Source organism: Rufibacter latericius (genome assembly GCF_003721515.1).
In the GTDB taxonomy this organism is placed as follows: Bacteria; Bacteroidota; Bacteroidia; order Cytophagales; family Hymenobacteraceae; genus Nibribacter; species Nibribacter latericius.
In genome coordinates this window covers 640,677-655,658 of sequence record NZ_RJJD01000001.1, presented here as the reverse complement: position 1 = coordinate 655,658, position 14,982 = coordinate 640,677, and the positions used below count along the sequence as shown (strand labels likewise).

Here is a 14,982-nt window from a genome sequence, read left to right as displayed (position 1 = left end):
CAGGAAAAAGCTTTTTACCACGATATTCAAAAATCAACCTACATGAACAGGAGAACCTTTATTCAAAGCTCAGCCTTTTTAAGCGCCGGCGCCGTTATTGCCCCCATGTCTTTATTTGCCTCTACCTCTGATTTTCCGGTGGTGCGGGTGCCGGCGACCAAGCGTAATTTCCAGAGTAAATCGGTGGAGGCAGCCATCAAGGAGTTCCGGAAGAATGTGAAAGACAAAGAACTGGGCTGGCTGTTTGAGAACTGTTTTCCCAGCACTTTGGATACCACCGTTACCCACAGAACAAACAACGGCAAACCCGATACCTACGTCATCACCGGCGACATTGACGCCATGTGGATGCGCGACAGCTCGGCCCAGGTGTGGCCGTACCTCCAGTTCCTGAAGAAAGATGAACCGCTAAGACAGTTGGTAGCCGGAGTGATTGACCGTCAGACCTCATACGTTTTGAAAGACCCGTATGCCAACGCGTTCTACGGCGACGAAAACAAGGTAGGGGAGTGGAAGACAGACCTGACCAAAATGCAACCCGGCGTGCATGAGCGCAAGTGGGAGATTGATTCTTTGTGCTACCCCATCCGGCTGGCCTACCATTACTGGAAAGAAACCGGAGACACCAAGCCCTTCGATGCCCAATGGCAACAAGCTATCAAAACCATCCACAAGACCTTCCAAGAACAGCAACGCAAAGAGAACTTAGGGCCTTACAAATTCCAGCGCGTCACGCATGCCCCTACGGATACCTTGCCCATGGGTGGCTACGGCTTCCCGGTAAAGCCCGTGGGCTTAATCTGCTCCGCGTTCCGGCCCAGCGATGATGCTACTATCTACTCTTTTTTGGTGCCATCCAACTTCTTCGCGGTAGTGAGTTTACGGCAGGCCGCCGAGATGATGAATGCTATCGCCAAAGACAAGAATACCGCAGATACGCTGTTGGCCATGGCTTCTGAGGTGGAAAAAGCGCTGCAGACCCACGCGGTGGTAGACCATCCGCAGCACGGCAGAATCTACGCCTTTGAGGTAGACGGTTTCGGGAATTATTATTTCATGGACGATGCCAACGTGCCTAGCCTGTTGTCTTTGCCGTATCTGGGGGCGGTTTCTGTTTCTGACCCGGTTTACCAAAATACCCGCAAATACATCTTATCTGAGAACAATCCGTTCTTCTTCAAAGGCAGTGCCGCCGAAGGGATTGGCGGTCCGCACGTGGGGCAGGACATGATCTGGCCCATGGCTATCACCATGCGCGGCCTCACCTCCACCGATGCCCAGGAAGTAAAAACCTGCATTGAGATGCTGAAAAGCACCCACGGCGGAACAGGGTTCATGCACGAGTCTTTCCACAAGAACGATCCTAAGAACTTCACCCGCTCTTGGTTTGCTTGGGCCAACACGCTTTTCGGGGAATTCATCTGGAAAACGTACCAGGAAAATCCTAAACTACTGGCCTAAACTTTGGCCGGAGGGGAGGTAAAGTACCTATTATAAGTAAGAGAATAAGACGAACTCGTACTACGTGAAAAGGGTAACCGCTTGGCGTTAAAGAAGGGTGTCAGGTTCTGGCAAAGGAGCGATCCTGGAGGTGAAATCAACCCTTCCTCTTTTTGCCCGTTTACTCTTATTTACATTCATTAAAGCGGAGGACGTATGTTTGATCAAATCTTAGACCTTGTAAAACAACATGTGGGGAACAATCCAGAGGTGGCGTCTACTATTCCTGCGGGCCAAGTCGATGCTGTGCACCACGAGATTGCCAATCAGGTTACCCATGGGTTGGCGAGCCAAGCTGCTTCTCAGGGGGGCGTGGGCGGATTGATGTCCATGCTCCAGGGAGGAGGCACTTCATCGGGCAACCCCATTACCAGTGCCATTGCCGGAGGGGTTGTAAGCACTCTGGGTAATAAGTTCGGGTTGCCGCCAGCAGCCACCGGAGCCATTGCGGCGGCTCTGCCCGGTTTGCTGCAAAAATTCGCCAACAAGGCCGCTGATCCTAATGACCACAGCATCACCCCAGATAATATTTCTGAATCTATCTCCAGAATGGGTGCGGGCGGTTTAGGAAGTTTAGGGAACTTAGGCGGGTTATTTAAATAAGCAGTAGCTTGGGCCTTCTGAAAAGTTTTTGGCCACCTTCCGGAAAGAGGGCAACCGCAGACAGAACCACGGGAACCAAGCCTTATAGGCAGGTGCCGTGGTTCTTTTTCTGTAATCTCGTTTCCGTTTTAGCTTTTGTTTTCCCAAATCAGGCCAGAAACGCTTTCTTGTGCTTGGCCCGGTTAAGGATCGATTTTATAAATGATACGCCAAATGAGAGGCGAACTTCGTATTATTGTTTCTTGGGGGAGAGAGCTTTCTTCCAGCCGAAAGGTTTGTTTGCCTTTCAAAGTCCATAACGCGGAAACTTGGGGAAGATGGTAAATCCGTTTAGAAGGATAGCTCTCGGCAGAAAAGGCTTAGGCTGGCCGAGGAAAGTTTTCAAGGGAATGAAGGCAAGCCGATGAAGGCCTAGGGTTCGCTTGTCCAACCCCCAGGCAGCGATAAAAACAGGAGATGACACACCAATTGATACACACTACCGGCAAGGCCAGCGGATTTCAGTCAAAAAATGCTGGCAGCGACGTACAAGAAAAAGACGACGTACAAGAAAAAGACAAAATGAGTTTTAAGACCAACCAGGGCATTGCGCTCCACCGGGATTCTGGAAACAAGGAGGTACATCCTCTGCTTAGAAAAGGAGGCCGGCCATGAGTGCAGGCCTCCTCGCTTTATTAGATGATATCGCGGCCTTGGTGAAGGTCAGCGCCGCCAGTCTGGACGATGTTCCTACCCAGGTGGCCAAAACCACGGGGAAAGTTTCGGGGATTGTCATTGATGATACCGCCGTTACGCCCAAATACGTGGTGGGGCTTGATCCCTCGCGTGAGCTTTCCATCATCTATCAGATCGCTAAGAAATCCCTCATCAACAAAGTCTTGCTGTTGAGTCCCGCGGCCCTGCTGCTTGGGTTCTTTGCGCCTTGGGCCATCACGCCCATTTTGATGATGGGCGGTGCCTTTCTGTGCTTTGAGGGCTACGAGAAGGTGCATTCCATGTTCAGCAAGAGCCACGGCGATTCCCATGATGGCTCCGGCGCAGAAGTGAAGGTGATCACCCCCGAGGAACTGGAGAAGGAAAGGGTTACGGGCGCCGTCCGGACGGATATGATTCTGTCCGCCGAGATCGTGGCCATCACCTATTCCACCGTAGCCGATAAGCCGTTGGTCACCCAGATTGCAGTAATGCTTAGCGTGGCTGTGTTTATTACCGTGGCCGTGTACGGGTTTGTGGGCCTCATTGTGAAGGCAGACGATTTAGGGGTACACATGGCCAAAGAAAACTTCCATCCGCAGGTAAGGAAGATCGGGCGGGGTATTGTGACGTTTATGCCCCATTTTCTGAAAATCCTGGGATATGTAGGAACCGCCGCCATGTTGTGGGTTGGAGCCGAGATCATCGCCCACGGGATTCCTTTTACCAGCCATGCCCTGCATGACCTAGAACACGCCTTAGCCGATATGCCCGCTCTGGCCTGGTTTGCGAAAGCCCTGGCCTGCGGAATAGGTGGATTAGCGTTGGGTGCCGTGATCGAGAAAATAGTGGTGGCTGTCCGTAGGTTCTTTTAACCTCAGGAGGCGGGTACTCGCAAATTTCAGAATTCATACCACGTAAGCAGTTGGTCCCGTTTTAGGCTTGTTTTCACAGAAACAGGCCTAAAACGGGACCAACTGCTTTTACCTAACCTCAAGAATGGGTGACTGGCCAATGAAGGAATGTTGAAAGCTTTGCGGAAGGGTGACAGGATTGATTTCCTCCTTTTGAAGGAGGGCTTGACTTAAAATGAAGTAAATCAGTTTTAGGTCCTTTTTCGGGAAACAGGCCCTAAACTGCGAAGTGCCAGAATCCTTGATCTGGTGAACAACCAAGACAAATAAATACAACGCCTTCTCCATGGATAGCCCAGGTAATATGGTTAAATTAGCTAAGCAGCATGCATGACCAATAAGCTAATGGTAACGGCTCATGAGGCCGGGTTTCTAGCACCATCATAGAAAGGGTTGGTCGTTTTCTGGTTTCCTGTTCCTGTTTCTTTTCAGAGGAACTGTGTGGTATGCGTATTGATTTCCTGCAGAGCCTTCCCTGTAGGGGCCTTCGTCTTTGTTTCGTCTAGGGGCTGCCGTTTTCCGCCCTTAAGAAGCTGAATGTTTGATCGGGTATTGAATAGTTTCATATCTATTTTAGGCTACCTCATGAAAACCCTCCTGACCGTTTTGAGTATGTTTGTTGGTGTTGTAGCCCAGGCGCAGACCACATCCGCCAGCATAATGGGAACCTGGGATCTTTCCCAATTCACCCTCGGGGACAGTCTGCCTACTACTCCGCAGGAGCGGGGCTTCAAAAGATTGAAGATTTTCTCCACCACCCACTTCACCGTCCTCCAGTTGGATGCCCAAACGAACGAGATCCTGGGATCGCTGTTCGGGACTTACAGCCTGGCCAAAGGAATACTAACCGAAAGCATCCTGAATGTAAGCAAGAATGCCGCTAATATGAACGGCAAGACGTTTACCTTTAAGGTAACTCTATCCGGCACCGGAACCATGAACCAGGTTGGCGATATCAATGGCCTAATGACCACCGAAAAGTGGACGAAGGTGAAATAAGGGTTTCTGCTGGGCAGGCCCTGGGGTTAGTTTTTGGGTAAACTGATCAGGAAACTGGTGCCATTGCCTACCTGGCTGTTCACCTGGATGCTGCCTCCCATGGAATCAAGGTGCGCCTTGATGAGGAACAAACCCATGCCCCGTCCTTCGGTGTGCGGATGAAAACGCTTGTACAGTTTGAAAACGTTGTTCCGGTTTTTCTCCATGTCAAAGCCAGAACCGTTGTCAGTGAAGGAGATGGTGGTGCCCACCCCGGCTTCTTTGCGGCAAAGGATGTTCACCTCCAGCCGACGTCCTTCGGCCCGGTACTTCACCGCGTTGGAAAGTAGGTTAAAAAGGATGCTGTACAGGTAGGCTTTGTTGGCTTGCACGGTCAAGCCATCGGTTACGTCCACGTTCAGGGTGACGCCCGTTTCCCGGAACTGCTCCTCCAGCGCCGACATGGCCTGCAGGATCACTTCCTTTACATCGGTGCGCTCTTTGCCGGTGTTGCCCTGTCTGTCTCTGATGCTCAGGAGGGTGTTCATGTCCTTCAAGACGTTATCCATCCGGTACAGGCTCAGTCTTAGGTAGGAGAGGGATCTGTCATAGGAAGCCGAGGTCCTGTCGGTGCTGGTCAGTAGGTTGGCTAGTCCTATGGCGTTGGCTACCGGGGTGCGCAGGTTATGGGATACGATGTAGGTGAACTGCTGTAGGTCGCTGTTTTTGCGGGTGAGGTCCTTGGTGAGTTCAGACAGCTCCATTTTAACTTCCTGGCACGGGGCCTCCACTGAGGCAGGTGCTTCTTCCTGGGTAACCAGAGAACCGGAAGGATGGATGGCTGTCTTGGCCAAAGAAACCGTTTTTGGGCTCTGGTCGCAACTTCCCTTTCTTTGGCTGCTCACCACAAGGCCTGTAATGTCACGGCCTATGCAGAACATTGCCTCGTCTTCCTCAGACCAGGCGGCAGACCAAAGAACGTGTACTTCGGTTCCGTTTTTATGAAGAAGGCGGGTCTGCAGATCGCGGCGTTTGAATCCGCTGTAAACTGCCCGAAGCGCCTGCTGGGTGCTGGTTTTCTCCTCGGGGTGCAGCAGGTCTGTGAAGTGTTGCCCTTCCAGTTCCCAACTCTCATAACCCAACAGATCAGTGCTGGCCTCGCTCGTGAAAGAGTAGTACCCCTCTGCATCAAGGGTACAGAAAAGGTCTAAGGAAGCTTGGGCAAACCTCGCCCACTCTACTCTACTTTTAACTGATTTGATTTGGGATACTTTCAATGGTTGTCTCCTTATTTTTATTTGTATAGAATGCCTGTTTGTTTCATGAATATAATGGAAAAATTATGAATAGCAATGATGTATAGAATAAATTTTATTAATGTTTAGATAAAATAGTGATAGAAATAGAGGCAAATATTGATTTTTGAGCAGAAAATAGACTATTTGGATATAGGAAGGTGATGTAAAAAAAGCTGAAAAAGCTACCAATTGATCCTTTGATCTGCGTGGCAAACTTTATCTCAGAGAGAAGGGGGTGGTTGAAGGCATTTTGTTTATTGATTCAGCGCGGCCATGTTTGGGGACAGGAATTCGCCCTTGGGCTTAGGTTATACAAAGGTGTTTAAGCAGTCTTTTGCCAAAAACGAGCAAAAAACGTCACGCCTTGTTCCTCTTGTTTTCAGATGAGACAATTAGCGAAAGTTTTGCCGGTTGTATAAGGAAAGGAGGGAAGCTTTGATGAAGCTGATGGAGGCAAGGGTCACCTGTGCGGTGGGCAACTCCGGCCTGGTTGTAGCCTTATTGTTTTTTGAAGTCTACCAGAATCTGCACCCTTTCCGCGAAAGGATCGGTCATACGGGTGACCACCACATAGTCGCCTTCGTTGTAGTACTTGGCGATGCCCCGCACAATTCCTACGGCTACTCCGCACATACGGCGTTTGGAGTGGTAGTCAATGATCAGGCGGTTTGGTCCCTGCTTGGTTACCAGCAATTTTGGAGGAGAGGTTCTGTCATCCTCCTTCTTTACCGCTCCGTGCATGGCTTCTTCGGTGTTGAGTAGCATCTCGTAGGTGCGCCACTCTGGCTTGATGTACTTCTTGTATACCAGCAGCAAGTCGGGCACCAGGAACTCTCCGTATCGTTCCATCAGGTCATAGGCGGAAATACCCGTGTCCTCTGCTGCCTGGTGCAAAATGGCGAAAAGCTCATCGGTGAGGTACATTTCATGCATTTGGTAGGTGTGGTCTATCCCTACCTTCTCCAAAAGCCGCACCCAAGTGCTGTAGTCGTACGTGTTCTCTACGTAGCGCTTCAGCAGCACGAAAATGGAGCCATGCATTGTGTCCTGGGTGTTGGTTCCCATAGTTGGATTCATGCGGTTTATTTGAGGTTTCTCAAAAGTTCAAGGTTTATACGGCAAAGGGCGGGCGGGTTGTTGAATTGTCGCCTTTGGCCACTCTCCAGCTTAGTGTCAATGGTGTGCCCTTTCGGGAATAAGATAGCCGGGCAGATGGTCTCCTACTATGAGGTAGGTTTGGATTGTAGGCCATCGGCTTGCGGCTGTTTAAAAATAGGACCATTGACTGGTGGGTCGATTCTTTTGTATGTAAACAATCTGCCTTAGCAGGAGAGCCAGAGACGAGTATAGAAATTACACCGCTCTGAGCCATTCTTCTCCGGCTCCTCTCCCCTGGAAGGTGGCCACCATAACCCCTTTTATCCCGAAACTTATGGCCTTGTCGGCCGAGAGCTTGGCATAGATGTCTGGAGAATAAACGTGGGCAAGAAAACGGCAGCCTGCCTGGTACATCCTCGGGATCCAGTCCAACGCCACCCACTCGGCAGCATCTGACCACATTCCCGTGACGAAGGTGTTGTCATTAAGCAGCTTGATGCAGTTTTGCGCCGCCAGAAACCTAAGGATTCTCTCACAGCCCTCACGCACGGTTGCTTCTGTCTGCTCACCAATCCAATCGGCGTATAAGGTGTCATCCAGTATCTCGTGCCGAATGGTAAGATAGGGTTCATTGACTAACAGTCTTCCGCCTGTGCCAGGGTTCTTCTGGTGTTCCATATGTTAGGTGGTTCCCCGTTCTATATTCTCCATCACTACGGAGGCCAGGTTCTCCAGCACCCGCTGATCGGTCTCAGGAAATTTGCGTGGTTCTTTGTCCACAAGGCAGATTGCCCCAATGGTATAACCGTCATTGGTAGTCAGGGGTGCCGCCGCGTAGAAGCGCAGTCCGAACTCACCTGAGACCAGAGGGTTGGCCAGAAGACAGGGTTCCTCCAGGGCATTCTGGAACACAGTAGTCTCTTCCCTAAGTACGGCCAGTGAGCAAAGGCTAATGCCCCTGGGTACCAATGATAGAGGTTCTGCCATTCCCGCACTGCCTTTTGTGTGCACATGCTCGCTAGCTACCAGGTTTACCATGGCAATAGGAACGTCAAACATTCGGGCCGCCATGGCTGCGATGTGCTTGAAAGTGCCTTCCTCCCGGTGGGTGTCCAGTAGGTGTAGGCTTCGTAGCTTGTCCAGTCTTTCCTCTTCGTTGTCGGGAATGATGGCTATCCCGAAAGTATTCTCCATTAATGGCTGGTTTCGTAAAATTCGTTACTGGGTCTGGTTCAGCGGTAATCATTACCCTATGGTTGAAGGTTGTAGAGCCGAACCAGCGCGATCAAAGGTAGCTTATATTATGGCAGTTCTTCTCTAAGTTTCCATTTATAGGAAAGGCATAGTCGCGGGCAGCTAAAGGTTGGTTCATCGGGAAGACGGTTGTGTAAGCTAAACTGGTGCCTACTGGTATGGTTGGCGCATGACAATCATCTATGCCCCTTATTCAAAGGGCACCAATACTTGCATGAATAGCTTGCCGTGTGCTAGGAAATAGCTTTCAAACCAGCTTCTGCCACCCTATGGTCATTCTCCACCGTGCTACCAGACACCCCGATGGCTCCAATAATTTCCCCGTTGCTACCTTGAATAGGGATACCACCGGGAAACGTAATCAGGCCGCCATTAGAATGTTCTATGTTATAGAGAGGGCCACCAGGTTGTGAAGCCTGGCCCAAGTCACCAGTGGACATATCGAAGAATCGGGCTGTTCTGGCCTTACGAATGGCAATGTCAATTGAGCCGAGCCAGGCACCCTCCATGCGGGAGAAGGCCATCAGGTTAGCCCCAGCATCCACCACGGCGATGTTCATCTTCAAGTTCAGCCCCTGTGCTTCAGCAATCGCTGCTTTAATGGCTCGGTCGGCTTGTTCCAGTGTTATTCCCATATGTCTTGTGTGTGTTTAGTAAAGAAGATTGAATGTGGTATTTGGTCTTCTATTTGAATACTGCAAGTGTCGCGAAAAGTTGGTTAAATCAGGTCAAATGAATGGATGAGGGTGCTTTTTAAATTTGAACGGTCTTCTGAAAATTACTTTAAAGGCTAGGGAAGAGGGGCTCTTTCTAGAATTCGCTTTTTACATGGTGGCGAAAGTTAGCTGGATAAAGCTTTCAGATTTTGACTTATGTGCCGTTTTGTGGGGCCTTTAATTATGTGAAACTTCTCTATTGATATATACCCATTCGGCTTGTGTCTGTGAGTTAGATCAATTTTGCCGATGTCAGACTACTGGTTTTAACCTTTTTAATCCTCTTTTTGGTTGGTTTAAGCCTTGTCCCCTTTCGGAGCGCCTCATGGCATTAGCAATCTTCCGCCTTCTTCCTTTAAATATGAATAGGGTATTCAAACAAGCAGTGTCTTACGTTCCTTTGGATTTGCTGCTACCTTCTTATTCCCTTTCGTCTAGGTAAATGCCCTTCTTTGCCGGTATATGGAAGAGCTTAAATACAGTTTCCATTTTTAGATAATTTTACTTGGAATAATTAAATTAAAACTAACATAGTGTGTTATTTTCAGTAAGTTGTAAAATTTCATACGTAAAAAGGTGATGTTTGTTGATGTTGAAAATAAACCTAAAAATTTGCCGTTTAAAATGAACCATTAACTTTGAAGGTTTGTATGCTCAATAATAAAAGTGATATAATTTAAGTAAATATTATAAAGGTTGGTTGCGGTATATTTCTTTGTTCAGCCTTTTGAAGGTTAACGCAAACTGACCCGTAATCTAAAAGTTTTGTGTTAAGCAAAGCGCTAGTTTGTAAATCAGGTTACCTATATATGTTTATCTTTCATAAGATGGATGAGCAATGATTAGAGGTAATGACATATGTCACTCCTCGTATTGACTTAAGTCTTTAGCCATAAAAACCTTGTTGGCTACCTTTGAATCAACAAACAGGCCCCATCGAGCTTCCTTCGCCTTACAGTACCCCTCTGGAAGAGTTTACCAAGTGAAATTGTCCCTCCTCTAAAAAAATCATCCGATTTTTTTCTCCTCTTCTTCTTTCCTTAACCTTTCCTAACATTATTTGTCATGCAACATTTATCACTTCTTAAAGAATGTAAAAGAAGCCTTTATTTATCTAATATTGCTATTTTTATATTGTTTTGTAGTTTATTGCCGTTGAGCGTCTTTGCTCGCGTTGCCCCCGCTGCAGAGGCTCAGCCAATCCACTCAAATGAGTCATTCATGCCGCAGAGAGCTAGGCTTAGCTCCGGACTTACAACCCAAGCCCCTTTCTTAGGCACTACTATTTACATAACCAGTAGCAAGAGATGGTCTGATATTACTACCGGAACGGCTTTAGGCGGAGAACCTAGTTTGAATGATGTTATTGTGGTAAGCAATGGCGCCACTTTAACGGTTAATAATACAAGGGCTAAGTGTGCGAGTATATCCATTGGCGCAGGAGGTTCCTCTTCTACAGGTAACGGTACCTTAATTTTAAATCCAAACACAATGTTGGTATGCGCTGGTAACATCATTGTTGGGGGTACTTCATCCTATGGCACCATCAATGTAGGGTCAGAAAGCTTCCTTAAGGTAGGTGGCGCATTTACTAAAATCGGGGCCAACAGCACAGTTACTACCGGAACAGGGAGTTTAATAGAGTATAATGGATCGGCTCCTCAGGTAATCCTGGAAACCATCCCTTATCACCACTTGACTTTGTCTGGTAGCGGTGAAAAGACATTGGTAAATAGCACCTTAAGCAAGGCTCTTACGGTTAATGGAAATTTTACCATGAACCTGAACGCCGGTGTGGCTTTTGGTTTTGTTGATGGGGCTGGTAGTGGTACGCTTAAGGTTAAAGGTGATTTCAACTTGAACGGAGGTTCGTTCTTAATGAAAAGAAACGCCGGATCAGCGCTCGTTGAAGTCACAGGCAACTTCAACAAAACTTCCGGCGCCTTAAATCAAAGGGGAAACGGGGTTGGAAGCAGTATCATCACGGTAGGCGGCAACTTCAGCCACACCGGAGGAACTTATAATATGAGTAATGCTGCCGCCCCTGGGGTTCTGAATGTAGCCGGTAACTTTACCCAGGCAGCGAGTAACCTGACAGAGAGCGGGATTGGAGGAGGTCAAATCTTCTTTAACGGGAAAACAGAGCAAAGTTTCAATAGAACAACAGACATTGACAACAACATTGATTTTACCGTAAGGACCGGCGCAATTGTAAATTTTGGAACTGCCACGCTTACCAATACGAGTACAGACGCTGGACCCGATGGTCCTGGTTTTACTTTGGAAAGCGGGGGTACTATCATTACAGCCCACAACTTAGGTCTGGCCGGAAGTATACAGGTAAGTGGCCCGAAATCTTTTAGCAGCAGCGCCAATTACGAGTTCAGGGGCTCCAATACCGGCACCTTTGCAACGACCCCCGCCGCTAACACAGTCAATAACCTTGTAGTCAATCGTAGCTCAGGGCTTACCTTGGATCAAAGTTTCACGGTGAACGGAAATCTGGATTTCAAAAGCGGCTCGGTAACCCTGGCTAATCCAAAGTTACAGGTCACTATAGGTGCAGGAGGTAATATTATCAATGAAGGTCCCACCAAGTATTTGAGTGGCAAACTTGCCCGTAGTTTTAGTGGCACAGGTTCCATAGAATTCCCGGTAGGGGAAAACGAACATTACAGGACATTGTCGCTGAATTACGCTAATGTATCAGGGACCAGCACAGTAATAGCTGAACAGTTTGAAACTGGTTTCGGGGGTACCTTCCCATCGGGTGTCTCTGCATTGGGAAGTAGATTCTGGCGTCTCACCCAGATTGGAGGCTCTTCTCTCACTTATTCCATTACTCTAGACGGCACGGGAACAAACCCAGATGGTGAGGTTAAGATATTAAAGTATAATGCGGGTAACTCAACTCCTATCTCCTTGCATGCCACTACTGGTGCAGGATCTAAATATACCGCTAGTGGGTTAGATTCATTCGGCGACTTTGTCTTAGTCCAGGTGACAAACCAGGCACCCAGAATATCTGAGGTTTCCAAATCAGGTGAGGAAGATAATGCCGTAATGTTTGCCGCTTCAGATTTTACCGGTTCTTTCTCAGATTCAGAAGAAGACAATTTACAGAAGGTCCGGATCGCTTCTTTGCCACTCTCTTCAGCCGGAATCCTTAATTTAGGGACAATACCGGTTACTGTAGGCCAGGAGATAGCAACAGCAGATGTCTCAAAACTGAGTTTTATTCCAGCAAAGAATTTCAACGGTACTGCAAGCTTTACCTGGAACGGCTTTGACGGGGTTACTTATGCCTCCGGGGCTGAAAAGGTTATCCTTACGATTGATGCCGTGAATGATGCGCCCTCTTTCACTATCGCTAACCCTGCAGAAACGAAAGAAGATGCAGGTCCCCAAGCGTTACCGGGCTTTGCCACTGCCATCAATGATGGTGATGGAGGAGAGAGAGTCCAGAACCTTATTTTTACTATTATCGGCAACAGCAATCCCGGCTTGTTCTCCGTAGCACCGGCTATTGATGAAACAGGTAAACTAACGTTTACCTCAGCAGACAATGGCAGTGGAGAGGCTACCATCACTATTAAATTGGAGGATAACGGTGGCACCGCAAACGGTGGGGTAGACGTGAGTGCCCAGCAGGAATTTGTCATCACCGTGACCCCTGTGAATGACCAACCTACGCTAGGTGCCATCGCTAACCCTTCAGCCATTGAGGAAGATGCTGATGAACAAACCATCGACCTTAGCGGAATTGGGGCGGGAGCGCCTAATGAAAACCAAGCCTTGGCCGTTACCGCCACTTCCAATAACACGTTGCTCATTGCTCACCCAACAGTAGAGTATACTTCAGCTGCCGAAACCGGAAGCCTTAAGTATACTCCGGTTGCCAACGCTTATGGTACAGCCCTAATCACTGTTAGAGTTAGTGATGGAAGTGCTGAGAATGGTTTTGTAGAGAAATCCTTCACGGTGACAATAAATGCAGTAAATGACGCACCAAGCTTTACCAAAGGCGCTGATCAGGAAGTAAACGAAGACGCTGGCGTTCGGACCATTAACGCCTGGGCAACCGCGCTCTCCGCAGGTCAAAGTAATGAATCTGCCCAAAAGTTAGATTTCATCGTTACAAACGATAATAACGAGTTGTTCTCAACCCAACCAGCTGTTTCAGCAAACGGTACTTTAAGCTATACCTTGGCCTCCAATGCCCATGGTACAGCCTCGGTAAGCGTGAAAATAAAAGATGATGGGGGTACAGCAAACGGTGGCAAAGATGAAAGTGCTCTACAGTCCTTTACCATTACGGTTAACCCTGTAAACGACGCTCCCGTGGTGGCTAACAATCGCCTGACCCAGAGTTCTCAATACAGCAATTTAATTGCGCCCGTTACCATCACTGCGACTGATGTTGACAATGCCTTTGATGAATTGTCTGCAACAGCCTCTTGGAAACTTAAAAACGCTGCTGCCTTCAGCCCTGGATTGGGAAACACAGGACTTAGCTTAACCAATGAAACGGGATCCTGGTCCTTGGCTGGGAAGGCACTCCTTGCCCCTGGAACCTACACCATAAGAGTAGCCATTACCGATGGAACCGTCTCTTCTGCCAATAATTCAGGCTATACCGATTTTGATATTGTCGTTACTCCCGAAACCTCTATTGTCACTTATTCAGGTCTGTCTTATTTTTCCACCGCCAACGCTTCATCCAATAGTGCGATCATTACCCTTAGTGCGACTGTAACAGACGTTGCTGATGCTCACAGGGGCGATATAAGGAATGCAAGAGTAACTTTCCGGAGTGGCAGCATTACAGGCCCAGTTTTAGGAGCCTCAAAAATACAACCAGTGCTCATCAATGGTGCTGATGCTACAGTTGGTACGGTATCCACCACCTTTACCTATGCACTCTCCAATACTGATTTTGCAAACAAAGGAACTACGCTCCTTGTATATGCCGTGGTAGAGGATTTCTATACAGGTAACAATTGCACCGACCCAGGTTCCGTGACGGTTTCTGTTCCTGGCTCAGATGCAGTAACTGGAGGAGGCTTTTTGTCTTTAACCAATTCAATTGGGGCCTATGCGGGCACAAATGGTACAAAAACCAATTTTGGGTTCTCTATGAAGTTCAACAAGAATGGGGGGAGTGCCAAAGGCCAATGCAATATTATCATTCGCAGCAACAATAAAGTCTATCAGATTAAGAGCAATGCCATCAATTCGCTCAGTACCAGCGGCAAATTCGGAAACTTCAGTACAAAAGCCACGCTGACGGATATCACCAATCCCTCAAACCCTGTGTCTTTGGGAGGGAACCTTGACCTACTTGTGGATATGTATGATGTTTCAAACGGTGGTCAGAATGATGAACTTAGCATCAGCCTGAAGAACGGTTCTACAATTCTGTTTAGCAGCAACTGGACTGGGGCAACGACAGCAAGGAAAGTGCTTGGAGGGGGGAATGTGCAGGTTCAGAATGGCATCACCACTTCCATTACTACTCAGCAAGTAGCTGCCACCATTGCTGAACCAATCGCTGGCATCCAGGAAGCGACACTTGCCGCTTACCCGAACCCATTCCAGGATCAAGCAACTATCCAGTTTGCCTTCGATACCGATGAAGAGTATACCCTAACGGTTTACAGTGCCAATGGTGCTTTGGTGAAATCCTTAAAACCAGGTAAAGCCCAGGCCAAAAAACTAGTACAGGTACAGTGGGGTGAGGCCAATACTCCGGCTGGGGTTTATATTGTTCGCCTTGCTTCCGCGGCTGGCGCCAAGACGATACGTATTGTCCGTCAGTAAAATCTTAAGTTACCTTTAAACCAAACCTAATCCTCATGCTTCTTTGGTAAGAAGTAGCGGGTTTAATCTAGGCAGTACTCAAAAAAAAGAGCATCCAGGGGAGATACC

General features: G+C 48.2%; 10 protein-coding genes. 5 read left to right on the top strand and 5 right to left on the bottom strand.

Translation table 11 applies throughout. The features are described 5' to 3' along the window. The first annotated feature begins 42 nt into the window (after positions 1–42). The 4 genes from EFB08_RS02570 to EFB08_RS02545 all read left to right on the top strand — a co-directional run bounded on the left by EFB08_RS02570 (position 43) and on the right by EFB08_RS02545 (position 4,709). Entirely contained in the window at positions 43–1,461 is a 1,419-nt protein-coding gene (locus EFB08_RS02570; RefSeq protein ID WP_123125329.1) for a glycoside hydrolase family 125 protein, read from the top strand. A gap of 195 nt (positions 1,462–1,656) precedes the next feature. Further along, entirely contained in the window at positions 1,657–2,103 is a 447-nt protein-coding gene (locus EFB08_RS02565) for a DUF937 domain-containing protein (RefSeq protein WP_123125328.1), read from the top strand. Positions 2,104–2,753: 650 nt separating this feature from the next. Continuing rightward, a complete protein-coding gene (locus tag EFB08_RS02555; RefSeq protein WP_123125326.1) occupies positions 2,754–3,671 on the top strand; it encodes a DUF808 domain-containing protein in 918 nt (305 codons plus the stop codon). A gap of 624 nt (positions 3,672–4,295) precedes the next feature. Beyond that, on the top strand, positions 4,296–4,709 hold the full coding sequence (locus tag EFB08_RS02545) for a hypothetical protein (protein WP_125077630.1): 414 nt from the start codon (positions 4,296–4,298) through the stop codon (positions 4,707–4,709). Positions 4,710–4,735: 26 nt separating this feature from the next. Here EFB08_RS02545 and EFB08_RS02540 read toward each other — a convergent pair whose 3' ends face one another. The 5 genes from EFB08_RS02540 to EFB08_RS02520 all read right to left on the bottom strand — a co-directional run bounded on the left by EFB08_RS02540 (position 4,736) and on the right by EFB08_RS02520 (position 8,973). Next, positions 4,736–5,965 (bottom strand): PAS domain-containing sensor histidine kinase, encoded by a 1,230-nt coding sequence (locus EFB08_RS02540; protein WP_123125323.1) that lies wholly within the window; start codon positions 5,963–5,965, stop codon positions 4,736–4,738. Positions 5,966–6,484: 519 nt separating this feature from the next. After that, entirely contained in the window at positions 6,485–7,063 is a 579-nt protein-coding gene (locus EFB08_RS02535) for a heme NO-binding domain-containing protein (protein WP_123125322.1), read from the bottom strand. Positions 7,064–7,339: 276 nt separating this feature from the next. Next, on the bottom strand, positions 7,340–7,762 hold the full coding sequence (locus EFB08_RS02530) for a hypothetical protein (protein WP_123125321.1): 423 nt from the start codon (positions 7,760–7,762) through the stop codon (positions 7,340–7,342). Between the two features lie 3 nt (positions 7,763–7,765). Beyond that, positions 7,766–8,278 carry a GAF domain-containing protein gene (locus EFB08_RS02525; protein WP_123125320.1) on the bottom strand — a complete coding sequence of 171 codons (513 nt, stop codon included), beginning with the start codon at positions 8,276–8,278 and terminating at the stop codon, positions 7,766–7,768. Between the two features lie 293 nt (positions 8,279–8,571). Next, positions 8,572–8,973 (bottom strand): GlcG/HbpS family heme-binding protein, encoded by a 402-nt coding sequence (locus EFB08_RS02520; protein WP_123125319.1) that lies wholly within the window; start codon positions 8,971–8,973, stop codon positions 8,572–8,574. A 1,146-nt stretch (positions 8,974–10,119) separates the two neighbouring features. Between EFB08_RS02520 and EFB08_RS02515 the strand changes: the two genes are divergently transcribed. Beyond that, positions 10,120–14,874: a T9SS type A sorting domain-containing protein gene (locus EFB08_RS02515; RefSeq protein ID WP_123125318.1), complete on the top strand. Its 4,755-nt coding sequence runs from the start codon at positions 10,120–10,122 to the stop codon at positions 14,872–14,874. Positions 14,875–14,982 lie beyond the last annotated feature (108 nt).

What these genes read in the sequence shown, in the direction of transcription:
- EFB08_RS02570 (WP_123125329.1), top strand. Translation starts at nt 43, where the DNA reads ATGAACAGGAGAACCTTTATTCAAAGCTCAGCCTTTTTAAGCGCCGGC.
- EFB08_RS02565 (WP_123125328.1), top strand. Translation starts at nt 1,657, where the DNA reads ATGTTTGATCAAATCTTAGACCTTGTAAAACAACATGTGGGGAACAAT.
- EFB08_RS02555 (WP_123125326.1), top strand. Translation starts at nt 2,754, where the DNA reads ATGAGTGCAGGCCTCCTCGCTTTATTAGATGATATCGCGGCCTTGGTG.
- EFB08_RS02545 (WP_125077630.1), top strand. Translation starts at nt 4,296, where the DNA reads ATGAAAACCCTCCTGACCGTTTTGAGTATGTTTGTTGGTGTTGTAGCC.
- EFB08_RS02535 (WP_123125322.1), bottom strand. Translation starts at nt 7,063, where the DNA reads ATGAATCCAACTATGGGAACCAACACCCAGGACACAATGCATGGCTCC.
- EFB08_RS02530 (WP_123125321.1), bottom strand. Translation starts at nt 7,762, where the DNA reads ATGGAACACCAGAAGAACCCTGGCACAGGCGGAAGACTGTTAGTCAAT.
- EFB08_RS02525 (WP_123125320.1), bottom strand. Translation starts at nt 8,278, where the DNA reads ATGGAGAATACTTTCGGGATAGCCATCATTCCCGACAACGAAGAGGAA.
- EFB08_RS02520 (WP_123125319.1), bottom strand. Translation starts at nt 8,973, where the DNA reads ATGGGAATAACACTGGAACAAGCCGACCGAGCCATTAAAGCAGCGATT.
- EFB08_RS02515 (WP_123125318.1), top strand. Translation starts at nt 10,120, where the DNA reads ATGCAACATTTATCACTTCTTAAAGAATGTAAAAGAAGCCTTTATTTA.